The sequence below is a fragment of the Colwellia sp. MB02u-10 genome, from assembly GCF_014077185.1.
Classification (GTDB): domain Bacteria; phylum Pseudomonadota; class Gammaproteobacteria; order Enterobacterales; family Alteromonadaceae; genus Cognaticolwellia.
In genome coordinates, this window is sequence record NZ_JACGVK010000117.1 from 141,203 (window position 1) to 166,118 (window position 24,916).

Genomic DNA, 24,916 nt, shown 5'->3' on the forward strand with positions numbered 1-24,916 from the left:
TAGGAACATATAATGAAGCGAATTAAAAAACCATTTTCTTGCCGAGTATTGGCATTAAGCACCCTGTTGGTTACGGCAATGGCAACGGCTGTTTTTGCAAAACCAGCGGCAGATTTAGATGATTTGTTGGCTCAAGTAGCCGCCGGACAAATCACTCAAAATTCACAAAATAAAGCACGAGAAGCCCAGTTTAAGGCAAAGTTAAGCGAACAAGACCAATTACTGGTGCAGGCAAGTAAACAGCGTGATGCGCAAATTGATTTAAGTAACCAGCTTGAGGAAAACTTTCAAAATAACGAGCTTGCTTTGGCTGATCAAAGCGACGCCCTCAATAAAAGCCTAGGCGAATTAAAAGAATTGTTTGGGGTATTACAGCAAGTAGCGGGTGATACTAGAAGTAAGTTTGAAACCTCGGTCATTTCAGCACAATTTGCAGGCCGTGGTGAATTCTTAGATGAGTTTGCGCAAAGCATGGGCTCAACATCGAAACTGGCATCGATTGAAGAAATTGAACGTTTATGGTTTGAATTACAACGTGAAATGACTGAAAGCGGTAAAGTTCAGCCATTTACCCGAGAAGTGGTTATTGCTAATGGCACAAAAGTAAACCAGGAAATCACCCGTGTCGGTGGTTTTAACTTGATAGCCGATGGTAAGTATCTTGAATATATTAATGAAACTGGCACGGTCGCCGAACTTATCAGACAACCCTCTGAACGTTTTTTAACCACTACAACAGCCTTAAGTCACAGTGATGGTGACCTGGTGCCGTTTGCACTCGACCCCACTGGCGGCTCAATATTAGGTTTATTAGTACAGGCACCTGACATGCAAGAGCGTATCGAACAAGGTGGTGCTATAGGTTACGTTATTTTAGGTCTTGGTTTGATTGGTTTATTGATTGCTATACAACGTTTTATCAGTCTTTTTCTTACTGGCGCTAAAGTCAATCGCCAACTTAAATCTGATCAGGCATCAAGTGATAATCCGCTTGGCCGTGTGATGCTGGTTCAAGAGCAAAATCCAACGGCGGATACTGAAACCCTCGAGCTAAAACTTTCTGAGTCAATATTGCGTGAAGTGCCAAAACTATCCAGCAAATTAACCTTAATAAAAATTATCTCAGTGGTTGCGCCACTAATAGGTTTATTGGGCACAGTGACTGGGATGATAAATACTTTCCAAGCCATCACTTTGTTTGGTACCGGCGATCCTAAATTGATGGCAGGCGGTATTTCACAGGCGCTAGTGACCACAGTGTTAGGCCTAGTTGTTGCTATTCCTATGGTATTTATCTTTGCGCTATTAAACTCTCGTAGCCGCAACATTATCAATGTGTTGCAACTGCAAAGTGCTGGAATAATTGCCGAACGTGCGGAAAAAGGAGCGTAAACATGATTTGGTTCATGGAAATGATGAACGTAATCAGTGAATTTATGGACACTGGCGGTCTGGTGTTGACTGTGATTGCTTGGGTTATTTGTTTGATGTGGTTATTCATTTTTGAACGTTTTTCCTTTGTATATTTTGGCTATAAAGAGACCAAAAAAAAGTTACAAGCAAATTGGCAAGGGCGCAGTGAGCAAAAATCCTGGCACGCAGAACAAATTCGAACCGCGTTGATATCTCGCGGCTCAGCGGCGTTAAACAATAATTTGGTTCTGATCCAAAGCTTAGTGGTGATTTGTCCCTTATTAGGTCTGCTTGGTACGGTAACCGGTATGATTGAAGTGTTTGATGTTATGTCTATTTCAGGCAGCGGTAATGCGCGTTCCATGGCCTCTGGTGTGTCGCGTGCCACTATCCCAACAATGGCGGGCATGGTGGGTTCATTATCTGGGGTATTCGCGGTCACATGGCTGAAAAGTTATGCCAAGCGTGAAACTGAATTGCTTGAAGATAGTATGTCAATAAGCACTAGATAATTCGTTAACTAGGTGTTGGAACCACATGTTGGCAGAGCATGTTGGCACAACAAGAGTGACTCACGAAAACAACATTTGAGAAATATTATGCGTTCACAATTAGCAAAATTACAACAAAATACCGATGAAAACGTAGAAATTGACATGACACCTATGCTGGATGTGGTGTTTATCTTACTGATCTTTTTTATTGTTACTGCTTCATTCGTTAAAGAAGCGGGCATCGAGGTAAATCGTCCTGAAGCCGCTACGGCAGTAAAAAAAGAGCGCGCTAATATTTTAGTGGCCATCAGCGATAAAGGTGAAATATGGATCAACAAACGTCACGTTGATGTCCGTTCGGTACAAGCTAATATTGAGCGCTTAAAAGCTGAAAACCCGCAAGGTACTGTGGTTATTCAAGCGGATAAAAAAGCCACGACAGACGTATTAATTAAAGTCATGGACTCTGCTCGCGCTGCGGGTGTTTATGACGTTTCCATTGCGGCGCAAGAGGGCTAATCATGGTTTCGCACACTAGTCGTTACGGTATTGCTTTGCTGCTCGCTGTCGTTATGACCTTTTTATTACTTTGGAGTATGCAAGCACTTATCGTGGGGGGTAACAAAGCCATGACCGAAGCACCACGAGGTAATGTTCTTGATTTTATTCGCTTAAAAAAAGATGAACAGGTGCTAAAGAAAGAGCGTAAACCACAAAAACCCGCCAAGCCGAAAGAACCACCACCACCTATGGTTGTACCACAAATGCAGCAAAATAATCCCAATAGCGAAACGTTAAGCACCAGCTTTGCTGCTGACATTCAAATTGATGCAGGATTAAGCGGTGGCTTAAGTTTAGACAGCGGTGACGGCGATTATTTACCGATTGTTAAAGTTGCCCCGATTTATCCACGGCGCGCACAGGCCAGGGGCATATCGGGTTACGTTATTGTTGAATTTACCGTTACTAAAAATGGCTCGGTTAAAGACCCTGTGGTAGTAGAAGCAAATCCTGAAAGTTTATTTGACCGCGCTGCGATGGATGCAGTATTGAAGTTTAAATATAAACCTAGAGTCGTTGATGGTGAGGCGATGGCTGTGGCCGGCGTGCAGAACAAAATCACTTTTCAAATTGACGGTTAACACCTTGATCTAAAAAATTAAGATCAAGGTGATGTGAATGATTAACTTAGGATAAATACTCATGAATAAAACACCCTTAATGCTATTAAGCCTTAGCCTGTTATATTTTGCCCCGCTACTGGTAAATACCACCGGATTTATCACCATTGGCATGGCGCAAGCAGCGGACTCAAAACCTGCAACAAGGCAATCTAAAATAGTGCCAGCCATGCGAGATCGGGTTTACAGCCAGCTAGCACGAGCACAAAAACAGGCCGATGAAGGTGATAAAATTGGTGGCTTTGCGATTTTAGATGAAGTTAAAGCCCGTCTTGATAGTTTAAATTCGTATGAACGTGCCATGCTGTGGAACTTTTATGGATTTATGCAATATGGTAATGACGATACCGCATTAGCTATGACTAGCTTTGAAAATGTGGTGCGTGAAGAAGGGATCCCAGACAGTCTTTACCTATCAACTTTATATTCATTGGCACAGTTGGCAATGCAGCAAAATAACTACCCAAAAGCGTTGGGTTATCTCAAGCAATGGCAAAGTGTTAATAAAAAAGCGTTAACGTCAGGTCAAAATTTACTCTTTGCTCAGATTTTTTACCAAGACAAGCAATATGACTCGTGTATTACCCATATTGACAGCGCCATAGCACAGGCTTTAGCCAAAAATGACCTACCAGCAGAAAATTGGCTGATATTGCAACGCGCTGCGTATTTTGAATTAAAACAACCAAAGCAAGTCACTAAGGTAATGGAGCAACTGGTACGTTATTACAATAAAGCTGAATATTGGCCACAACTAGCAGCTATGTACGGAGAAATTGGTGAAGAAGCTAAGCAGTTAGCGGTCATGGAAGCGGCTTGGCAAAATGACTTTATTACCAAACCCAATGATATTATTTCTTTAGTACAGTTATATCTTTATCATAACGTACCCTACAAGGCGGCCAACTTGTTACATGAAGCCATTGACAAGGGGCAAGTGAGTGCAAAAGAAAAATATTTTAATTTGTTAGCACAAGCTTACCTAATGGCGAAAGAAGATAATAAAGCGATCCCGGTATTGCAACAAGCGGCCAGCATTGCTGAAACGGGTGTTTTTGATGCGAAATTAGCGCAAGCTTATTTAAATACCGAGCATTGGCAACTTGCGCAAGATGCCGCAAAAAAAGCGATAGCTCGCGGCGGCCTGTCCTCGACGGGCACTATGTATTTAGTGGCGGGTATGGCGCAATTTAATTTAAAAAAATATGATCAGGCGCTAACTTCCTTAACCCAAGCTATTAGTTATGCTGAAACGACCAAAGTGGCAAAACAATGGTTTACTTACGTTGAAAAAGAGCAGATTCAGCAAAACCGCTTAGCTATGTTGAATTAAAGCGTTAAACTAAAACCTTGAACTAAAACCTTGAACTAAAGCGCTGAACTAAAGCGTTAATATAATATCCCAAAAAACAGTAGAAATACTATTAGGCGATGAGTAAGTGAGTGCTATCAGAAGAGATAAACTATGTGATTGGCACCCTAGTAAGGCTGCAGTTTTAAGGATAAGGGCTAACTATTGACCTAATATAAACGCTCTATTGATGAGAAAAATAAATACCTAAAGGCGTTCTATGCGCCTTTTTTTATTTTTATTTTAATAATCAAAATTATAACTATTTATCGTCAGCGTCCGGCAACCTGCATATTTCCCTCGTTAATATTTCATTCATAAGTTACTTCCAGTTAATTCATTGGAGCAACTTATGTCTCGTAAAACTTTTGATGACTGGATAAACTCCTTGATGAACCAATAGCCAGCGGCTTATCTGTGCCTCAGTTTTGTCATCAGCATCAATTAAAGCCAAAATGTTTTTACTCCCGTTACTCTATGATTTGTAAGGCGCGAGACAACAAGGGCTTTATTCAAGCACATGTCATTACCAAGCAAGCCATATTGTCTTGAGCAACTAAGTCAAAACCCGACGGGTATTGATCCATTTTTCTGCATGAAAAAGGTACTCACTTAATTAATCAAATGAGTATAATTCATTATTTTATTGGTCATTACTCAATAGTCACTTGGTAATAATCAGTAAAATAATAGATAATGTCGTGATCTTAGCAGTGGAGGATAAAATGCGTTACGCTTTAGGCATAGAATACGATGGTAGTAACTACTACGGTTGGCAAAGACAAAAGAATGTTATTAGTGTGCAGGAGTCATTAGAAAAGGCTTTATCAAAAATAGCAAATGAACCCATTGAGGTAGTATGCGCAGGCCGAACCGATACTGGGGTCAGTGCAACTAATCAGGTCATTCACTTTGAAACCGATAAAGTCCGTAAAGATGTTGCTTGGACACTAGGCGTTAATACTAACCTACCAAAAGATATTGCGGTATCTTGGGTGAAAGAGGTTAATGATGACTTTCATGCGCGCTTTAGTGCAACGGCTAGACGGTATCGTTATATTATTAATAACAATCGTTTACGTTCAGCGATTTTAAGTTCAGGTATTAGCTTTTGTCATTTTCCACTTAATGAAAATTTAATGCATCAAGCCGCACAATATTTGGTGGGTCAACACGATTTTACTTCGTTTAGAACCGTGCATTGTCAATCACATTCACCAACACGTACCTTGCACCATTGTAATGTTTCTCGCCAAGGTGAGTTTATTATTATTGATGTTAAGGGCAATGCGTTTTTACACCATATGGTGAGAAATATTGCCGGTAGTTTGATGAAAGTGGGTCAGGAACTAAAACCCGTTAGTTGGCTCAAAGAAGTATTAGAAGCAAAAAATCGTTGTGTTGCTGGTATTACAGCACCATCGGCTGGACTATACTTTGTTGATGTTGATTACCCTGAAGAGTTTGGCATTCCAAAGCGCAACCCAGGACCCTTGTTTTTACTATAATCAAGCATTAGAAGTAAACAGACCAGTTTTTCCTATAATTATATAGGTGTTCTATGGTTTAATTCATAGTATTAGCAAAAATTTTATATTTAGTGGTTGTATTTTAAACAATTATTAGATCTTTCGTGTATAGGCAAAAATATATTATGAGCTGGATTGAAAAGATTCTCCCAAAAGCAAAGTCGACACAAAAAAGAAATATTCCAGAAGGTGTTTGGAGTAAGTGTACTAGCTGTAACGCGGTTCTATATAAAGTTGAGTTAGACCGACAGATGTCGGTTTGTCCAAAGTGTGATCATCACATGCGAATTTCTGCGCGTAAACGCATTGACGGTTTTCTTGACCAAGGCGAGCGAGTCGAGCTAGGTGAAGAATTTGAAGCACAAGATATTCTCAAGTTTAAAGACTCAAAACGCTATAAAGATCGTCTTTCTGCTGCGAAAAAAAGTACCGGTGAAAAAGATGCATTGGTGGTAATGAGCGGTGAATTACATGGGCAACCTATTGTTGTTGCTGCATTTGAATTCGGCTTCTTAGGTGGCTCAATGGCGTCTGTTGTTGGCGCTCGTTTTGTTAAAGGTGTTGAGTACTGTTTAGCAAATAATGTACCTTTTGTTTGTTTTTCTGCTAGTGGCGGTGCGCGTATGCAAGAAGCATTGTTTTCATTAATGCAAATGGCAAAAACCAGTGCAGCTTTAGCAAAAATGAGTGAAAAAGGTCTACCTTATATATCAGTATTAACCGATCCAACTATGGGTGGTGTTTCAGCAAGTTTGGCGATGCTAGGTGATATTAACGTGGCTGAACCCAAAGCATTGATTGGTTTTGCCGGCCCGCGTGTTATCGAACAAACGGTACGTGAAAAACTACCTGAAGGCTTTCAGCGCAGTGAGTTCTTAAAAGAGAAAGGCGCGATTGACATCATTGTCGACCGACGTGAAATGCGCAGTACTTTAGCAAGAATGCTTGCTAAGTTTATGGGACAAGATAGCCCAGCAGCCTAACGGTAAACTCATGTCAAAAATGACTCAAAGCCATTCACAAAGAAAAAATCTTACTGAATGGCTTTCCTATTTAGAAAGTATTCACTCAGTCGAAATAGAGCTTGGCTTAAAGCGTATTACCGCTGTGGCGAAAAATCTTAACATTGCTTTTCCTAGGTCAACGGTGATTACCGTCGCCGGCACTAATGGCAAGGGCACGACCTGTGCTTTTTTAGAAAATGCGTTTTTAGCACAAAACTTAACTTGTGCGGTTTACTCTTCACCTCATATTGAGCGCTTTAATGAGCGTTTGCGCCTTAATCGCTGTGAAGTGAGTGACAATGCACTGGTTAGTGCCTTTGAAACTATAGAAAGCGCCCGTGGCGATATTAGCCTAACCTACTACGAATACACTACGTTAGCCGCTTTGTTGGTTTTAATGGCAGAGCAGCCTGAGGTTATTATTCTTGAAGTTGGTTTAGGTGGACGTTTAGATGCCACTAACATGATCGACGCCGATATTGCCGTTATTACCACTATTGACTTAGATCACCAAGCATTTTTGGGTAACACCCGAGAAGCTATTGGGTTTGAAAAAGCGGGCATAATGCGGGCAAATAAAGTGGTGGTAGTGGGTGATACTAATCCACCTAGCTCATTAATCACTCATGCTAACGATATTGGTGCTATAGCGTATTCTCGCGAACAAAAATTTACCGTTGAACAAGGCCATAATAACACTTGGCATTGGCGCAGTAGTCACCATGTTTTTTCAGCACTTACTCCTTGCCAAATTCCCCAAGACAACGTGGCAACAGCGATTATGGTGTTAAGTGTTTTAGCGGACAAACTCAGTTTATCGTTAGATAGTGCGTTTATTAATCAGGTTATTACTCAAACAAAAGTCGCTGGGAGAATGGAAAAATTTATTCTCGATTGTCATGTTATTTTAGACGTTGGGCATAATCCACAAGCGGCGCGATATTTAGCAGCACAATTGCAGTCGTTAAACTATCCTAAGGTTCATGCCGTGCTAGGCATGTTGGCAGATAAAGATATCACCAACACCATAGCACCACTATTGCCAGAAGTTGCGCATTGGTATGTAGGTACGCTTGATATTAACAGAGGCTGTGAAGCCAAAAAAATTCTTGAATCTACAGAAATAGACTCGGCTAAGGTGAATTGTTTTGACAATGTCTCTCAGGCATTTAAAATGGCTAAAAAGAATGCAAAAGCAACTGATCTCATTCTGGTTTTCGGATCTTTCTATACGGTTGCTGAAATAAGACGTTTGTTAGTTTAGCCATGCTTGGAGTCTAATTTGTCTACACCATTTCAAAATCGTTTAGTGGGTACCATTATTGTTGCTGCTATCGCTATCATATTCTTACCTGATGTACTTGATGGTGACAAAAAAACTTATCAAGATAACTTTGAGGCCATTCCAAGCACGCCTCAGGTAGACTTTTTGCAAGCCAATAAAAGCTTTCCAGAAGAAAAACTGGCTAATTTACCCGTAGAGTCTATTTCTGATGAGCTTGCACTGGACGAGCAAAGTGTTATCGACTCAGCAAAAGCCCTTAAGGAAAAAGGTGTTACTGTCTCTACTTTATCTAAAGAGCCCGATTTCTCAGCTGTGCCGGCAGACGCGGCAGCAAAAACTTTGGTGACTGAAGTCATAAAAAAAGTCCCTAGCAAATCAATACCTCAACAGGCGTGGGTCATTCAATTGGGTAGTTTTCGTCATCAAAATAATGTTGATGACTTACTCAGTAAATTACAAAAAGCCGGCTATACCGCCTTTACTAAGCCTATTAAAACTAAAAAAGGTAATTTGACTAAGGTCTGTGTTGGACCTGAATTGATCAAGTCGTCCTTGGAAGCACAGTTACCCGCATTGAAAAAATTGACTCATGTGCAAGGTAAAGTGGCTCGCTTTTATCCAGCTAAATAATAAAATTAATAGTAAATCCTAGTCGCCTTCTGATAGAATGCGCGCCTCTAATCAATGAGAATATTCGATTTATGGTTTGGATAGATTATACCATTTTGGCTGTCATTGGCATTTCAGCTTTAATTAGCTTAGTGCGTGGCTTTGTCAAAGAAGCGGTTTCATTAATTGTCTGGATCAGCGCCTTTTTTGTCGCTAGCAGCTTCTATGTTAACTTGTCGACCCAACTCACCAATATTTCTGATCAACTGCTGCGTAACGCAGCCTCGATTACCATTTTATTTATCTCCACCTTAATTTTAGGTGCGCTTATTAATTACATCATTGGCCAACTTGTTAGCAAAACCGGTTTGTCTGGTACCGATAGGGTACTGGGTATCGTATTCGGGGCGTTACGAGGTGTATTAATTATAGCCGCGGTATTATTTTTTATGGATGCCTTTACGCCCGCGTCATCTAGAGCATGGTGGCAAAATTCACAATTAGTTCCAGAATTTACATTAATAGTTGAATGGTTTTTTGAGTATCTCAAACAATCATCAAGTTTTTTAGCTTAGTATTTAAACTTAGTTCGTCGGAGAAAAAATTCATGTGTGGTATTGTTGGTATTGTTGGTAAAACACCCGTTGTTACAGCTTTATATGATGGTTTAACGGTATTACAACATCGTGGCCAAGATGCAGCAGGTATCGTGACTATTCACGATGATACCTTTAGATTGCGAAAAGGTAACGGTTTGGTTAAAGATGTTTTTCATACCCGCCATATGTTACGTCTACAAGGTAATATGGGTATTGGTCATATTCGTTACCCAACGGCAGGAACATCAAGTTCATCAGAAGCGCAGCCATTTTATGCCAACTCACCTTTTGGTATTTCCCTAGCGCATAACGGCAATTTAACAAATGCCGAAGAGTTAAAGTTATGGCTTAACAGAGAAGCCCGTCGTCATGTCAATACGACATCTGACTCCGAATTATTATTAAATATTTTAGGTCACGAACTACAAAACTCAGAGCAACATACGTTAGACCCAAGTGATATTTTTAAAGCGGTAAGCAATGTTCATAAACGTGTACGTGGTGCCTATGCTACGGTTGCTTTGATTATTGGCTACGGTATGGTGGCATTTCGTGATCCTAATGGTATTCGTCCCTTGGTATTTGGTAAGCGCGAAACACCATCAGGTGTTGAATATATGGTGGCGTCTGAATCGGTAGCTCTTGATGCTAACGAATTTGAGTTTGTGCGTGATGTCGCTCCTGGAGAAGCGATATTCTTTACTGAGTCGGGTCAAATTCATAGCCAACAATGTGCTGAAAATCCATCATTTCATCCCTGTATTTTTGAATACGTCTATTTTGCTCGTCCTGACTCATCTATCGACAAAATTTCAGTTTACGGTTCTCGTGTTGAAATGGGTAAAAAGCTCGGTGATAAAATTGCCAAAGAATGGGACGATATCGATATTGACGTTGTTATTCCTATTCCGGAAACCTCTTGTGATACCGCATTAGAAATTGCCCGTCACCTTAATATTCCGTATCGCCAAGGTTTTGTTAAAAATCGTTATATTGGCCGTACTTTTATTATGCCGGGTCAAGAGCTGCGTAAAAAATCAGTACGACGTAAGCTTAATGCCATAGGTACAGAGTTTTTGGGCAAAAATGTTTTGTTAGTTGATGACTCTATCGTACGTGGCACAACGTCAGGACAAATTATTGAGATGGCTCGTGCCGCCGGTGCTAAAAAAGTGTATTTTGCTTCAGCTGCGCCAGAGATTCGTTTCCCTAACGTTTACGGCATTGACATGCCAAGTGCTAATGAGTTGATTGCTCATGGTCGCGAACTGGACGATATCTGCGATCTTATCGGTGCAGATAAATTGATTTTTCAAACATTAGAAGATTTGGTTGCGGCTGTTTCAATACAAAATCCAGATATTACTGAATTTGAAACCTCAGTTTTTAATGGTGAATATGTCACTAAAGACATAGATCAAAGCTATTTAGACCGACTAGACGCTTTGCGTAATAACGATACTAAAGAAACCTCTGATAAAAATGCTGACTCAATTATTGATATGCATAATGAAGGTTCAGAATAATTATCTAAATACTAAATTTTTGATATAAAAAAACCGCTAATTAAGCGGTTTTTTTATGTTCAGTAATAAGGGTATGTTGCGATCACATATCTGTGAACGCACGACAACATTCATCTTATGCGGTTAGCTAATATATTCAACACCTAAACCAGAGCTAAAAACGATAGCACTTGCCGCCATGAGTGCCACAATGAGTACTAGGCCACAAGTTACAACAGAGCTTGAATAAATAAAGCCTTTTTCTTCAGGTATATTCATCATAATGGGTACACCTGAGTAAAGCAGATATACCGAGTAACACAGCGCGGCTAACCCGGCTAAAGTTACAAACCAAAGCACTGGAAATAGTGCAGCTAAACCAACCATTAATAAAGGTGTTGCTGCATAGGCGGCTAGTTCTAATGACTGGGTGAAGTTTGGTGTTGAATCAAAGGTTTTTGCCATCCATTGAATTAAAACTGCTAGGGAAAGTACACCTATAATTAAACCAATATACATAGCGATTGACATAAAGATTGCGTTTGATTCAGTCAATCGAATCGGATCGCCTGCGCCTATCGCCCAGCCAATATGTGCAGTAGCATAATAACCACAAATGGCAGGAATTAAGGCTATAGTGAGAATATGCACCATAGAATATGTTAAGCTTTCGTGACGTTTCTCAATAGTTTGCCATTCTTTCTTAGGTGCAGTATAAAGCCCCCAGATATGATTTAAGATCATGTTATGTACCTCTCTCTGTACCCCAAAATATTGCAGATATAAGTAAAAATCTGCGACCTGACTTTAAATCAACGTTATTTTTTTTATTGTTGATATGCTATTTATGTAAGATGAAGAGGGATTCGTCAAGGCTTGTTTGATATTTAGACGCAAATATATTTTTTTAGCCATCTATCAGTCTGCTAATTCGGCTTTTATACAAAAAACTGATTAGCAGACTTTAATTATTAGCAGACTTTAATGCGCACAATCTTCATCACTTCAAGTTCAAAACCTGCAACGGTTTCTTTAGTGGCATAATAGGTAATATTGACCTGTTGGTTGTGTAACGACTTATATAGTTTTTTTCTACGATACTTAAAAGGTACATCAATACCCTTTAACATGATGGTATTTAGGTACCAATGGTCAACTTCACGCTGCACATGTGAGAGCACAGTTTTTTGCTCACTATGAGTAAGTGCCTGGTGTTTCTTTGTTAGTGATTCAGCGTCAGTTTTTTTCATTGTGGTATTCACTATGTTTTTGTTAAAAATAAGTTCGTCTGGTTAACTTGTTAATAAAATATTATAACAAATAGTGCCGCTTTATTTTAGTTAATTGCTGACTTTTAACGCTATCTTTGAATACTTGTTCATAAAAATTAATTATTATTTAGTGAGTTAAACGTCCATAATTTATTTCTTCCAAAGAAAATCACTATTTATTGCCATAGCAGGCAGGTAAGTTTTTGCGAAAACCACTTATCAAGATTGTAGGGCGTTGAGCTATAAGCTGTGGTGAGTAAAAGGTTAGTAAAACGATTAAACTGCTGAAAAATAATCAGTTAAAATAAATAGACACTAATACCTGACTCTCAAACAATAAATAAGCAAACATAATGGTGTTAATAATCTAACTGTCAAGGTAAAATTGGCGCTATTGTGGTAACCGTTATTTTATGTGGTCTAGTAAAAGGTAATTGAAGGTTTATGGATTATTTTGAACAGTTAGGTGTTAGTAGAGTATCGACCACCTTAGAGATTAAAAAAGCTTATCGAAAACTCGCTAATAAATATCATCCAGATAGAAATGATAGCGTTGAAGCTAAAGAAAAATTTCAATTAATTCAGCAAGCTTATGATGTTCTTGCGGATCCAAAAAAACGCTCTTTATATTTAAAAAATAACTATACCGTTATCACTGATCCTCGAGAAATTGCTGACTCCTTTTGGCAAAGCGCTTTAGGCTAGGTAGTTATTAAGCTTTACATGAGTTTCTCAATTGGCCTCTCCATTAGGAAATAAAGAATGCAAGCAGAAACCAATATTCCTGATTATTTAACCGATGATTTTTCTCTGTATTTAGAGAATATGACCTCGTTAGCTGATCCTGAAAATCCTGACTTATTATCAAACTATGTCGCGACGTTATTCGAACAATTAAAGCAAATGCCATTATTATTTACTGGCATGGTTGATCAATTAGCGATGGCGATATCAACTAAAATTAGAATCGACAGTAAAGGCCTAGAAAAAATATCTTTTACCCCTGAGCCTTCATGGGATGACGTAAAACCTTTTGTTGGAGTACACACAGATGCTCGAACTTGTATTACTGAGATAATGACGCATGCTGAACAAGATCTAAAAATTGCTGTTTTATTGATTCATTTTTATAACCGCTATGATGCGACACCTTTAAGAACGCAAGTAGATGAAGATGATCAAGTCACAGATGATGAATATAATGACTATGATGAGAATTACTAAGGCGATAAGCAATAGATTTTATAAAATTTGCAATGAACAAAATAAAAATTTTATTCATGACTCAATCGATATAAGTTTTAAGGAATGACCTTGACAAAAAATGCATTAATTCTTGCTAGCGACATTATTGAACAAGCACAACTGAGTGGTCGACGTGCCGGCACCTCACTAGAAGCTATTGCCTCTGAACAAGGCGATGAGAAAATGCTTGCGGTACTAACAGAGATGGATATTTTAACCGTAGCTAAAATTGTGCGAGAGCATGATGCCACCATACCTTCCATTGCCACCTGGTTAATGGATGCAGATTCAATTAAACAACTATTAAACGTTGAACCCTCATACTGGCAAAATATCGATGAAGACCATGTGTTTTGTGCGCAAACAGAAGCACACAGTTTATTAACACAAATATTTCTCTCCTCTGATGATGAAGAAAAACAATTAGAAGTATTAAAAGCTATTGTGGAAGACGATTTTGGTCTTTTATATTTATCGTTACCCTTTATCGGTCACGATTTTTCTGAATTAGAAGAAGATGAAGAACAAACATCAGGCAGCCTTGAAGAACTGTTAATGAAAATAAAAACACTAAGCGAAGAAGCTTATCGTGAAGTGATGACAGTTAGCAGCAATGGTACACTTGAGAATATTGAAAATTCGCTAAAACAAAATGCCAATAAACATCGCGTTACAGCTCTTGAAATGGACACCGACGATATGTTCGCGCCACTGTAATGTATAAATATTGTATTTAGAGCCTGTTGACTATTAAACATTGAACATAGAACTTCAGCTTTGGACAACAAAAACCCATCAAGTAGATATTAAAAATATTGTTGGGTTGCTGCTAATAAACAATGAAAAATTTAAGCTTAAGCTTTTTAAACTATCTGTAAAGGGTCAGGGCTATTTACCCGGCTAACGCTGTTTGTCGTTTACCTAGCAACACTAATAGAGATTCTTTATTACTTGGCATAAAACAAGCGCGAGCAGAGATAAAGATAAAAGCTTAAGCCAAGCTCACCAATATCAACCGCTTTAATTGATTGGGATCCATCAATGACCATTGCAGAGTTAAGAAATCATCCTTTTTTACTTTTAGTATTAAAAGATGGTGAAAATGACGGCTATTTTACCGCCGAATTTATCCGTAAAACCAAACAACAATTAATTGATATGTCGTTGAGGATAGCCTCTGATAATCTTTCAATAATTTATGCCGATCAAATAAAAAAAGGCTGTGAAATTGTATTAGGTATGAGTAACTTAGGTTTATTAGAACTTTGTGATAACGATACGGAGCAAGCAAAGGCGATACTAAAAACCCACGGTGTAGTTTATTGCTTTAGGGCCGGCTGGGCAAAGTATGCTCAGTTAAAAACTATATCAGCCTCATACTTCGACAGTATTTCTATTTTTTCCTATGCCTTAGCTGTTAATGACACCTCAGATATTCGCCTTATGCATGCCGCGTTAGTGAATGAAGGCTATCAAAGTGCTAAGCTTTTACAAGTCTATAAAACCATTGCGGCGAGCTATTGCGCTAGCACTATACTCATTGATAGTGATGAGGAGGTATTGAAATTTGAATTACAACGATTTCTTAACAGCGCTATTGCATTATTATTGATTGATTCTGATAAAAAGACCTTTACCCATAGCTTATATCAGCAGTTAACGACTTACCTTTTGAGTACAGAAAAAGAGCTAGTGCTGATTAAAATAGAGCGTTGTATTATTAGCTTTACTGAAAAATTATCACGATTAACCAAAGGTGATCTTCAAGCGCTAGCTTTATTGGATTTTACTGAACTCAAAGGTATTATTCACCAGCAAGAAAATATCGCTATTTATATACAAGAAATATTAGAGCTACCCATCACAGTTGCTAATGAGTTGAATGATGACTTTGATGGCGGTTACGACTTTCATGCTGATGATGAAGACGATATTGCCTACCTAAGACCAGATGTTTCATCACATCAGTAGGTATTTGAGCGGTTTTTTTTTAAATTAGTTATACTTATCGATATTAAATTTTTATATATAACAGGTCACTTGCAGTAATGATAAAAGCAATTCTGTCTCATACTATTTATCCACATAAAACAAGTAAAGAATGGGTGGTTTTTGTCCATGGTGCTGGTGGTAGCTCTGCGGTATGGTTTCGTCAGATCAGAGCGTTCCAACAACAGCATAATGTGCTCTTGTTGGATCTTCGTGGCCATGGAAAATCCAGTCAGTTAGTAAAAAGCTTTGTCGGCAGTCATTATTCTTTTAATAAAGTATCTGAAGATATTATTGATGTCTTAGATCATAATAATATTGCTTGTGCACATTTTGTTGGCATTTCGTTAGGCACTATTATCATTCGTAACATCGCTGAGATTGCACCAACGTACGTATCAAGTATGGTTTTAGGTGGTGCTATTACACGTTTTAACGTGCGCAGTAATATTTTAGTTTATTTAGGCAATACCTTTAAGCATTGTTTACCCTATATGTGGTTGTATCGTTTATTTGCTTTTATTATGATGCCGAAAAAACGCCATAAAGAATCTCGACATTTATTTGTTCGCGAAGCTAAGCGCTTGTGTCAGAAAGAATTTATTCGTTGGTTCAAATTAGCCATGGATGTTAATCCTTTAATGCGCTACTTCAAAGAGAAGGAAATCGACATACCTATTCTTTATATTATGGGTAAAGAAGACCATATGTTTCTAGAACCGGTAAAAGAAATGGTTAAGCGACACAAAAATAGTTTATTACATACCATTCATCAATGTGGCCATGTTTGTAATGTTGAGAGCCCAGATATTTTTAATAAACACTCTTTAGCTTTTATAGCGCAGCAAAATAACTAAACGGCTTTATGGGTATGAAACTACTCTATAAAAGTTAACACTAAATAACGCGCAAGCAGAGTTGTTGAAACAAGCCTAGTCAATATATTTTAGTCACGTTAAATACCGACTCTACGCTAGAAGTATGCACATAACATATCTTAATGGCGGCGAGTTGGCCCTTGTATGGTTTGTTACAGAGAGAAAATTCACTCCATGATTTACCAATATTCCCACTCATAAATTCATGATGAAATAGTCATGATTTCTAAGCCTATAGCGAGATACCTTACCTGTGACTACAGAAAAACTTTTAGCCCCTATCAAGTCATTCTTAAAATGTGAAACACCACAAGCATGGCTTGATGAAGCGGCGAAAAAAGAAAACTTATCGATTCTGTTAATTGATCACCTGATATGCGAGCTTAAAGCCGCACAATCTGCGATGTTTTTCATCCGAAAATATGTGGTTGATAAAGCCAGTGGGGATGCATTATTAGCTTGGTTACAACCTTTTGAAACCCTAATATACAAGCGAGAAGGTGATTGGCGTTCATTAGCAACTAAAAATAAACTGACAAAATCAGTGATCCCAAAAGCAAATTCTCCTTATGGACAAAGTTTGATTGATAAAATGGTCTTGTTAATAAAAGAAGAGCTGCATCACTTTTATCAGGTCTTAGAAATCATGGATGAATACGGTGTTGAATATCGAAGCATTACTCCATGTCGCTATGCTAAAGGCATGTTAAAGCACGTTAAAACCTTCGAGCCTGATGCACTTATCGACAAATTAATTGTTGGTGCTTATATTGAAGCAAGATCTTGTGAACGTTTTGCTATGTTGGCGCCATTGGTTGATAAACGCTTGGGTGACTTTTATATCTCTTTACTTCGTTCTGAGGCGCGACATTATCAAGACTACCTAACACTGGCAAAAGAAATTTCAGGTCCAGAACAAAGTGACAAAGTTGATAGTCGTATTGCTTACTTTGCTGAGGTAGAAAGCCAATTAATCATCAGCCCAGATAATGATTTTAAATTTCATAGCGGTGCACCATCATTTTAGCGGCGAAAACCAGCTTAGCTGTTCAACTTGCTGACTAATGACTAAAGGCAATCGTTACCGAAAACATCCCATCTATAACATTGAATAATTAAAACCCTATTACCCTATTATATATTTTGGGTTGTAGGGTTTATACGTTTCAAATGATGAATAATGCCGGATAAAATTTTTAATTTTTATCATAACTCGCTAGACTGCTAACAGGCGTTTTAATGCGCTGCCTATGAATATGATATTTATATAAAATACAATAATAAGGAAAATAATTGATGCGCACTATAATTGCATTAGTTGGAGCTGTGGTCTTTTTATCTGCCTGCCAACCTAATAGTTCAACACCAAAGTCCATTCAAGCACCGACCGAAGTGTCGGTAATTCAACAGGTTGAAAAAAATAAACTTAGCGAGTCGCAACGATTAAACGAATGGTTTGCGGTTAAATATGAAGAGCAGCTGCAAAGCAACCCCATAATGTTGACGTTTTTAGGGCGGAAAGATCAGTACGATCAAATCAATGATATGACGGAAGCTTTTGAGCAAAAGCAATTGGCATGGCAAGCGGCAACAGTTGCTGAGTTAAGTGCTAATTTTGATTACAACAAATTAACCGCCGAGGCTAAAATATCATACGATATTTGGCTTTATCAGTATGAACAAGCTAAAGCCGGCCAAAAGTTTAACAATAATAATTATATCTTTACTCAATTCAATGGCATTCAAGCCTTTGCCGCGCAGTTTTTAATTAACTTTCATCGTGTTGATGAGTTAAGCTATATGCAGGCATATATCAAACGTATTGGCGGTATTAGTACGGCAATTAGTCAATTATTGCTGCGAGCAAAAGAAAATGCGGCCTTAGGTACACGGCCACCAAAATTTGCTTACGAAGGCGTTATTGAACAGGCAGGTAATTTGATTACGGGTCGTCCATTTTCAAATGCAAAAAGCGCAAGTGATTCGCCACTTTGGCAGGATGCTCAGAAAAAAATTAAAACGCTAGTTGACGCTAAAAAAATTACGGCAGCACAAGCAAAAACTTTAGAGTCAGACGCTAAAAAGCAACTGCTTGAAGCCTTTTTACCAAGTTACCAAGCGTTAATTGCTTGGTTTGAAAGTGATATAGTTAACACAGTGAGTAACCCAACAGGCGTTTCATCACAAAAAAATGGTCAAGCATTTTATAATTATATGATTGGCGCTTCAACAACCACTGAATTATCTGCTGATGAAATTTATGACATTGGTGTTAAAGAAGTCGCGCGTATCACAGATGAGATGATCGCGATTAAAGACCGTGTTGGTTTTGAAGGCGACTTACCTGCGTTTTTTAATTTTATCAAAACCGATGAACAATTTTTTTATCCGAATACTGACGAAGGGCGACAGGGTTATATTAGTGATACTGAAGCTTACTTAGGCTTTATTAATGAGCAACTACCACAATACTTTGGCCTGTTGCCAAAGGCTGATTTAGTGGTTAAGCGTGTAGAAGCCTTTAGAGAACAAGATGGTGCAGCTCAACATTACAATCCAGGTACGCCAGACGGTAGTCGTTCAGGGGTTTATTATGCGCATTTATCTGATATGTCAGCCATGCCAAAAAATGAAATGGAAGGCGTGGCTTACCATGAAGGTAATCCGGGCCATCATATGCAAATTTCCATAGCACAAGAGCTAACATCAGTGCCACAGTTTCGTCGGCAAGCTAACTTTACTGCCTATAGCGAAGGTTGGGGTTTATATGCTGAATTGCTAGCGAAAGAAATGGGCGCTTATCAAGATGACTTTTCTGATTTTGGTCGACTGGTGAATGAAATGTGGCGCGCCGTCCGTTTGGTGGTTGATACCGGTTTACATGCAAAAGGCTGGACTGAAGCGCAAGCTATTGCTTACTTTAAAGAAAAAACACCTATTGCTGAAGAAGCTATTGTTTCTGAAGTGCGTCGATACTTAGTGCTACCAGGTCAAGCAACCGCCTATAAAATTGGCATGCTGAAAATATTAGCCTTACGTGAAAATGCTCAACAAACACTCGGTGAACGTTTTGACATTCGAGGCTTCCACGATACGGTGCTTGGTGGCGGTGCTATGCCATTAGCGATATTAGAGCGAAGAGTTAATGACTGGGTAAGTCGCCAAATGCCGAAGTAGTGATCAACCCTAGGCAGTTATTAGCTTTATTAATGAAGTGCCTGAATGAAAGCGCCTAAATGAAAGTGTCTGAGTGAAAGTTCAGGCACTTTTTTATATTCAGGATTAATGATATGCCAAGATCATAGGGCCGCACTTAGCCATTGAGGTCATTGTGCCGGCATTAGGCTAATAACTTACATCTATGTAAAAATATGATGCCACGGCATTAATACCTCCATGGGCATCGATGGTGCAAGCGTGGCGATATTTAGGCTAATAAGTAGAGTTAGGTAGGGTGATTTTTTTACTTAAATCACCACTAGTAGGCTGATAAAATGCACTCAGAAAAGCGGTTATTATTTGTTTAGCTCAAATGGGCTGTCCATTAATTCCATGGTATCAGGCGTGACTTTAAGCCAAGCACCTTGCTCGTACCAATCGCCGAGGACAATACGCTTTGCTGCTTTTTTGTTGGCTTTTATTTCATGTACCGCAGGTCTGTGCGTATGGCCGTGGATCAAAATCTGACTTTGGTATTGCTCTAAACACTGAACAACTTCGCTGGGCGTAACATCCATAATGTCTTGTGACTTCATCGCTGTGGCTGTCGCACTTTGGTCACGATAATTATTAGCAATTTTTCGTCGAACAAATAAAGGTAAGCTTTTGATCATCGCTTGCCACCACCAACTACGTGACTTTTTACGAAAAGCCTGATAGCTAACATCGCGAGTACAAAGGGTATCACCATGCATAATAATCACAGGCTTACCATATAAGTCTATTAAGGTAACCTCGGGTAATAGTTGCATACCGGATTGCTTAGCAAAACGTTTACCTAATAAAAAATCACGATTACCATGAATAAAATAAATTTTACAACCAAGTGCTGAAAGTGCTTTTATCGCTTGAGATATGTCTAGAATAAAGTGGCTATCGTCATCGTCGCCAATCCAGTATTCGAATAAATCACCTAAAATATATAATACTTGTGCTTTAGGTGCTTCGTTTTTCAAAAATGCTAAAAAACAGGCCGTTATATCGGGCCTGTTTTGCGCGAGATGTAAATCAGCAATAAAATAAGTTAAAGCTGATTCATTGCTCAAGTGAGAAGTTTCGCTCATGGCGTTAACGTGCGTATTTATACCCATTCCACTCAAGGTGCAGTTTTAGAGCTTAGCTCCCTAAGGGCAAACCAATAAAGGGTCATCTCCGGCGTTATGGATTAAAGACAATAGAACAACTATTGTCTTTAATCCATGCCTGGTAGCTAAGCCTTTCTCGATTTGCTCAAATCTGCATCTTGCAGTAAAGCGGATATAAGTATTACGCTACGATGGTTTCTTCAATTAATATTTCTTCTTTTGGCACATCGTCATGAAAGCCAGAACGACCGGTATCAACTAAAGTCATTTTGTCAACAATGTCCATACCTTCAACCACTTTAGCAAAGACACAATAACCCCAGCCTTGGACATCTTTACTTTTGAAGTTAAGGAAGTCGTTATCAGCTAAGTTAATAAAAAATTGTGCTGATGCTGAATGTGGGTCTTGGGTACGTGCCATAGCTAAAGTACCACGGGTATTGCTTAAACCATTATTTGCTTCGTTTTGAATTGATTCACGGCTGTCTTTTTCGTCCATACCTGATGCGAAACCACCGCCTTGCGCCATAAAACCTTTAATAACACGGTGAAAAACTGTGCCATTATAAAAGCCGTCTTCAGCGTATTGTTGAAAGTTTTTAGCGGTAACAGGTGCGTTATCAAAATCTAATTCAATTTTAATGTCGCCTAAGCTTGTTTTAAATGTGATCATTTTTTTACTCATAAATCTAAAGGAAATTTAACTGGCTAAATTGTAACTCAATAAAGGAAACATTTCTTGGCAAAATTTCATCGTAAATTTATCAGAAAATTTCTCTGCAAATGAGCCAAGTTAATGATTCATACCCATACTTGGGGTACAATTGCGATAATTCCCGTTGTGGGGATAAGTGAATTTAATCACGTATTGATATTAGATAGGAAAAAGCGCCATTATGTTGCAGATTTATAATACCTTAAGCAGGAAAAAAGAAGTTTTTAAGCCGATCACTTCCAACAAGGTAGGTTTATATGTTTGCGGTATTACTATTTATGATCGATGTCATATCGGTCACGCCAGAACCTACGTTGCCTTTGATATTATTGCCCGTTACTTAAAATATTTAGACTACGACTTAACGCATGTGCGTAATATTACTGACGTTGACGATAAAATTATCAAACGTGCTAATGAAAACGGTGAAAGCTGTGAAGCTTTAACCTTACGTATGACCGAGCAAATGTATCAAGACTTCGATGATCTTAATATTATGCGCCCAGATATTGCCCCAACGGTTACGGGTCATATGGTTGAGATCATTGCTTTGGTTGAACGCCTAATAGCGCGAAAGAATGCTTATGTTGCCAGTAATGGTGATGTTATGTTTGAAGTCAGTACCTATAAAGATTATGGCAAATTGAGTTTGCAAAATTTAGATATGCTGCAAGCGGGTTCTCGTGTCGATATTGACGAAGCAAAACGTAGCCCATTAGATTTTGTGCTGTGGAAAATGGCTAAACCCGATGAGCCAAGCTGGGAGTCACCTTGGGGTAAAGGTCGTCCGGGTTGGCATATTGAATGTTCGGCAATGAATCTAAAGCATTTAGGTGAACATTTTGATATTCATGGCGGCGGCTCAGATTTACAATTTCCACACCATGAAAACGAAATAGCTCAATCTTGTTGTGCTCACGATACACCGTACGTTAATTACTGGATGCATGGCGGCATGGTGCAAATAAACAAAGAAAAGATGTCAAAATCTTTAAATAACTTTTTTACTTTGCGCAGCGTGCTTGATGCCTATGATGCAGAAAGTGTGCGTTTCTTTTTAACCTCGAGTCATTACCGTAGTCAGTTAAATTATTCACAGGACAACTTAACGCAGGCGCGTGCAAGTTTAGAGCGTATTTATACGGCGTTGCGTGATGTCACGCCCATTAAGGTCGAGTTAAAAGGCAACGCATATGTTCAGCGTTTTGAAAAAGCGATGAATGATGACTTCAATTGTCCTGAAGCGATGCCAGTTTTATTTGAATTAGCGAAAGAAATCAATCGCATCAAAGCAACAGATATTGAAGCCGCCTCTAAATTGGCCTTTATTTTAGTTTCATTAGGTGCAGTATTAGGCGTTGCGCAAAATTCACCGGAAGATTTTTTACAAGGTGGGAATGGCGATAGCGATGAAGTGGCAGAAATTGAAGCTCTGATTAAACAACGTAATGACGCTCGTGCCAATAAAAATTGGGCAATGGCGGATGACGCACGCGATAAGCTAGCGGCATTGAATATTATTTTAGAAGATAGTGCGGGCGGTACAACGTGGCGTAAAGGCTAGAGTTACCTTAGCACAAGCGTATTATAAAGATAAAAGCCTGCAATAGCAGGCTTTTATGTACATGATGTGCCGGCAGTTTTTTGTTCTAGAAAAAACTCAATACCTGCGTCCATGCAGGCAGTGTCATCAGCGCATCAATGCACAAGCGCTTACATTGACAAATAACCAGACTATTTACTATGAAACTCTTCGCAAGCAATAAGAGTGTTTTCTATTAAGCTAGCGACCGTCATTGGACCCACACCGCCGGGTACCGGTGTAATATAACCCGCATTTTCTTTTGCTTTAGCAAAGCCAACATCACCCACTAGCTTGCCGTTCTCTAAACGGTTAATGCCCACATCAATAACAATAGCGCCTGCTTTTATCCATTCACCAGGAATAAATTCAGGTTTACCAACAGCTACTACTAATAAATCAGCATTTCTTACTTTGGTTTCAAGGTCTTTGGTAAATCTATGGGTGGTGGTAACCGTACAACCGGCGAGTAATAACTCCAGTGTCATAGGGCGACCAACAATGTTTGATGCACCGACCACAACAGCCTCTAAGCCGTGAGGTTCTACGCCAGTTGAGGCGATTAATTTTATAATACCTTTTGGCGTACAGGGACGAAGTCCAGGCTGGCGTAGGGCTAATTTACCTACATTGTTGGGATGAAAACCATCAACATCTTTTAATGGGTTAATATGCTCAATAATTAAATTGGCATCTAAGCCTGCAGGTAAGGGTAGTTGAACAAGAATACCGTCTATTGCATTGTCGTTATTTAACTCATCAATTAAGTTGAACAGTTGCTCTTGAGATGTTGTTAAAGGCAAGTCATAAGAACGTGATACAAAGCCGACTTCTTCACAGGCTTTTCTTTTACTACCAACATAAACTTGAGAGGCGGGATCTGAACCGACCAAAATCACGGCTAAGCCGGGAACACGCAGACCATTTTTTATGCGTTGTTGTACTTTATCTTTAACAGAAAGGCGTAGTTGTTGGGCGATCAATTTACCGTCAATAAGAGCTGCAGTCATAATTCTTCACAAAAGGCTAAAAAACGTGGTTATTTTCGCATAATAGAAAAGCTATTTGTAGAAAATAAATGCATAGCGTGTAGAAATAATTATTTATTGAAAAATAAGGGGGATATTTTTATTTTATCAGCCAATATCAGTGGTATTTTAATCAAGATGCTGTAAAAGTGAGCGAACGAACATTTATTTAAAAAAAGTGTTTGACGGACAACGGGCAACTAGGTAATATCCGCATCCGTTGAGAGAGCAAGCTCTTTTAACATACGTCGGTGATTAGCGCAGCTTGGTAGCGCACTTGGTTTGGGTCCAAGGGGTCGCAAGTTCGAATCTTGCATCACCGACCATTTTTTTATTTTTAATGTTTTTATTTTAAAATAAAAAAAGATAAGTTTTATACCTAATAAAACTTGTTTAGCATCTGTAGGCAATGTGCGCCCTTAGCTCAGCTGGATAGAGCAACGCCCTTCTAAGGCGTGGGTCGTAGGTTCAAATCCTACAGGGCGCGCCATACAGTGGTGGCTATAGCTCAGTTGGTAGAGCCCCGGATTGTGATTCCGGTTGTCGAGGGTTCAAGTCCCTTTAGCCACCCCATTTTTTGTATGGTTTAGTAAAAAGTATATCGGTGATTAGCGCAGCTTGGTAGCGCACTTGGTTTGGGTCCAAGGGGTCGCAAGTTCGAATCTTGCATCACCGACCACTTTTTATTTTTAATTACTTTACTTGATTTAATTACTCTACATAGTTTAAAAGATAAAGTGCAGGTTTGGGTGTTACTAAGTTCAGTCACAAGCTCGAATCTTGCATCACTGACCACTTCTTATTTTATGTTGTTTATTTAACTACTTTATGTAGCTTAAAAATTAAATACTGATTTAGGTTCCACTAAGTTCAGTAGCAAGTTCAAATCTTGCATTACTAACACTTTTATTAATATTCTTCAGTTAAATTTCCC

Annotated in this window: 24 protein-coding genes and 4 tRNA genes; 23 read left to right on the forward strand and 5 right to left on the reverse strand. The window is 38.9% G+C overall.

The annotated features are described in order from the left end of the window. Nucleotides 1–12: 12 nt before the first annotated feature. The 11 genes from H4J59_RS09650 (at nucleotide 13) to purF (ending at nucleotide 10,991) form a co-directional block, all read left to right on the forward strand. Nucleotides 13–1,392: a MotA/TolQ/ExbB proton channel family protein gene (locus tag H4J59_RS09650; protein WP_182238896.1), complete on the forward strand. Its 1,380-nt coding sequence runs from the start codon at nucleotides 13–15 to the stop codon at nucleotides 1,390–1,392. A 2-nt stretch (nucleotides 1,393–1,394) separates the two neighbouring features. Continuing rightward, nucleotides 1,395–1,925, forward strand: coding sequence for a MotA/TolQ/ExbB proton channel family protein (locus H4J59_RS09655; protein ID WP_182238898.1), 531 nt, complete (start codon nucleotides 1,395–1,397; stop codon nucleotides 1,923–1,925). A gap of 87 nt (nucleotides 1,926–2,012) precedes the next feature. Continuing rightward, complete coding sequence (locus H4J59_RS09660) at nucleotides 2,013–2,426, forward strand: biopolymer transporter ExbD (RefSeq protein WP_182137015.1); 414 nt, start codon at nucleotides 2,013–2,015, stop codon at nucleotides 2,424–2,426. 2 nt (nucleotides 2,427–2,428) lie between these two features. After that, nucleotides 2,429–3,049 (forward strand): energy transducer TonB, encoded by a 621-nt coding sequence (locus H4J59_RS09665; RefSeq protein ID WP_182238900.1) that lies wholly within the window; start codon nucleotides 2,429–2,431, stop codon nucleotides 3,047–3,049. A 61-nt stretch (nucleotides 3,050–3,110) separates the two neighbouring features. Then, nucleotides 3,111–4,421 (forward strand): lipopolysaccharide assembly protein LapB, encoded by a 1,311-nt coding sequence (locus H4J59_RS09670; protein ID WP_182238902.1) that lies wholly within the window; start codon nucleotides 3,111–3,113, stop codon nucleotides 4,419–4,421. A 743-nt stretch (nucleotides 4,422–5,164) separates the two neighbouring features. After that, nucleotides 5,165–5,947, forward strand: a complete 783-nt coding sequence (truA, locus tag H4J59_RS09675; RefSeq protein WP_182190180.1) for a tRNA pseudouridine(38-40) synthase TruA — start codon at nucleotides 5,165–5,167, stop codon at nucleotides 5,945–5,947. Between the two features lie 146 nt (nucleotides 5,948–6,093). Then, on the forward strand, nucleotides 6,094–6,951 hold the full coding sequence (gene accD, locus H4J59_RS09680; RefSeq protein WP_182238904.1) for an acetyl-CoA carboxylase, carboxyltransferase subunit beta: 858 nt from the start codon (nucleotides 6,094–6,096) through the stop codon (nucleotides 6,949–6,951). A 10-nt stretch (nucleotides 6,952–6,961) separates the two neighbouring features. Beyond that, a complete protein-coding gene (gene folC / locus H4J59_RS09685; protein ID WP_182238906.1) occupies nucleotides 6,962–8,236 on the forward strand; it encodes a bifunctional tetrahydrofolate synthase/dihydrofolate synthase in 1,275 nt (424 codons plus the stop codon). A gap of 18 nt (nucleotides 8,237–8,254) precedes the next feature. Beyond that, nucleotides 8,255–8,887, forward strand: coding sequence for an SPOR domain-containing protein (locus H4J59_RS09690; protein ID WP_182238908.1), 633 nt, complete (start codon nucleotides 8,255–8,257; stop codon nucleotides 8,885–8,887). 71 nt (nucleotides 8,888–8,958) lie between these two features. After that, nucleotides 8,959–9,441 (forward strand): CvpA family protein, encoded by a 483-nt coding sequence (locus H4J59_RS09695; RefSeq protein WP_182137008.1) that lies wholly within the window; start codon nucleotides 8,959–8,961, stop codon nucleotides 9,439–9,441. A gap of 32 nt (nucleotides 9,442–9,473) precedes the next feature. Further along, nucleotides 9,474–10,991 (forward strand): amidophosphoribosyltransferase, encoded by a 1,518-nt coding sequence (gene purF / locus H4J59_RS09700; protein WP_182238910.1) that lies wholly within the window; start codon nucleotides 9,474–9,476, stop codon nucleotides 10,989–10,991. Between the two features lie 123 nt (nucleotides 10,992–11,114). Here the strand turns inward: purF and H4J59_RS09705 are convergent, their stop codons facing one another. Then, on the reverse strand, nucleotides 11,115–11,714 hold the full coding sequence (locus H4J59_RS09705; RefSeq protein ID WP_182137006.1) for a Yip1 family protein: 600 nt from the start codon (nucleotides 11,712–11,714) through the stop codon (nucleotides 11,115–11,117). Between the two features lie 227 nt (nucleotides 11,715–11,941). Continuing rightward, on the reverse strand, nucleotides 11,942–12,220 hold the full coding sequence (locus H4J59_RS09710) for a hypothetical protein (protein ID WP_182184995.1): 279 nt from the start codon (nucleotides 12,218–12,220) through the stop codon (nucleotides 11,942–11,944). Between the two features lie 465 nt (nucleotides 12,221–12,685). Here H4J59_RS09710 and H4J59_RS09715 point away from each other — a divergent pair, with 465 nt between their 5' ends. The 7 genes from H4J59_RS09715 (at nucleotide 12,686) to H4J59_RS09745 (ending at nucleotide 19,530) form a co-directional block, all read left to right on the forward strand. After that, a complete protein-coding gene (locus tag H4J59_RS09715) occupies nucleotides 12,686–12,946 on the forward strand; it encodes a DnaJ domain-containing protein (protein WP_182238912.1) in 261 nt (86 codons plus the stop codon). Between the two features lie 57 nt (nucleotides 12,947–13,003). Beyond that, a complete protein-coding gene (locus H4J59_RS09720) occupies nucleotides 13,004–13,465 on the forward strand; it encodes a hypothetical protein (protein WP_182238914.1) in 462 nt (153 codons plus the stop codon). A gap of 84 nt (nucleotides 13,466–13,549) precedes the next feature. Next, the gene (locus tag H4J59_RS09725; protein WP_259363249.1) at nucleotides 13,550–14,203 is read left to right on the forward strand and encodes a hypothetical protein; all 654 of its coding nucleotides are present in this window, start codon (nucleotides 13,550–13,552) and stop codon (nucleotides 14,201–14,203) included. 324 nt (nucleotides 14,204–14,527) lie between these two features. Then, complete coding sequence (locus H4J59_RS09730) at nucleotides 14,528–15,457, forward strand: DUF6178 family protein (protein WP_182238916.1); 930 nt, start codon at nucleotides 14,528–14,530, stop codon at nucleotides 15,455–15,457. A 77-nt stretch (nucleotides 15,458–15,534) separates the two neighbouring features. Beyond that, nucleotides 15,535–16,332 (forward strand): alpha/beta fold hydrolase, encoded by a 798-nt coding sequence (locus H4J59_RS09735; RefSeq protein WP_182238918.1) that lies wholly within the window; start codon nucleotides 15,535–15,537, stop codon nucleotides 16,330–16,332. A 274-nt stretch (nucleotides 16,333–16,606) separates the two neighbouring features. Then, complete coding sequence (locus tag H4J59_RS09740; RefSeq protein ID WP_182198759.1) at nucleotides 16,607–17,380, forward strand: tRNA isopentenyl-2-thiomethyl-A-37 hydroxylase MiaE; 774 nt, start codon at nucleotides 16,607–16,609, stop codon at nucleotides 17,378–17,380. A 269-nt stretch (nucleotides 17,381–17,649) separates the two neighbouring features. Continuing rightward, nucleotides 17,650–19,530: a DUF885 family protein gene (locus tag H4J59_RS09745; protein ID WP_182238920.1), complete on the forward strand. Its 1,881-nt coding sequence runs from the start codon at nucleotides 17,650–17,652 to the stop codon at nucleotides 19,528–19,530. 338 nt (nucleotides 19,531–19,868) lie between these two features. On the opposite strand, the gene H4J59_RS09750 is transcribed toward H4J59_RS09745, so the two are convergent. Continuing rightward, nucleotides 19,869–20,636, reverse strand: coding sequence for a UDP-2,3-diacylglucosamine diphosphatase (locus H4J59_RS09750; protein ID WP_182238922.1), 768 nt, complete (start codon nucleotides 20,634–20,636; stop codon nucleotides 19,869–19,871). Between the two features lie 202 nt (nucleotides 20,637–20,838). After that, nucleotides 20,839–21,330 carry a peptidylprolyl isomerase gene (locus tag H4J59_RS09755; RefSeq protein WP_182238924.1) on the reverse strand — a complete coding sequence of 164 codons (492 nt, stop codon included), beginning with the start codon at nucleotides 21,328–21,330 and terminating at the stop codon, nucleotides 20,839–20,841. Nucleotides 21,331–21,553: 223 nt separating this feature from the next. Between H4J59_RS09755 and cysS the strand changes: the two genes are divergently transcribed. Continuing rightward, nucleotides 21,554–22,936: a cysteine--tRNA ligase gene (gene cysS / locus H4J59_RS09760; protein WP_182136995.1), complete on the forward strand. Its 1,383-nt coding sequence runs from the start codon at nucleotides 21,554–21,556 to the stop codon at nucleotides 22,934–22,936. Between the two features lie 170 nt (nucleotides 22,937–23,106). Here the strand turns inward: cysS and folD are convergent, their stop codons facing one another. Continuing rightward, a complete protein-coding gene (gene folD / locus H4J59_RS09765) occupies nucleotides 23,107–23,964 on the reverse strand; it encodes a bifunctional methylenetetrahydrofolate dehydrogenase/methenyltetrahydrofolate cyclohydrolase FolD (RefSeq protein ID WP_182185002.1) in 858 nt (285 codons plus the stop codon). 267 nt (nucleotides 23,965–24,231) lie between these two features. Between folD and H4J59_RS09770 the strand changes: the two genes are divergently transcribed. The 4 genes from H4J59_RS09770 to H4J59_RS09785 all read left to right on the forward strand — a co-directional run bounded on the left by H4J59_RS09770 (nucleotide 24,232) and on the right by H4J59_RS09785 (nucleotide 24,661). Continuing rightward, nucleotides 24,232–24,308 (forward strand) — tRNA-Pro (locus tag H4J59_RS09770). Between the two features lie 87 nt (nucleotides 24,309–24,395). Next, nucleotides 24,396–24,472: transfer RNA gene (locus tag H4J59_RS09775), tRNA-Arg, on the forward strand. 7 nt (nucleotides 24,473–24,479) lie between these two features. Next, nucleotides 24,480–24,555 (forward strand) — tRNA-His (locus H4J59_RS09780). 29 nt (nucleotides 24,556–24,584) lie between these two features. Next, nucleotides 24,585–24,661: transfer RNA gene (locus H4J59_RS09785), tRNA-Pro, on the forward strand. Nucleotides 24,662–24,916: the final 255 nt, after the last annotated feature.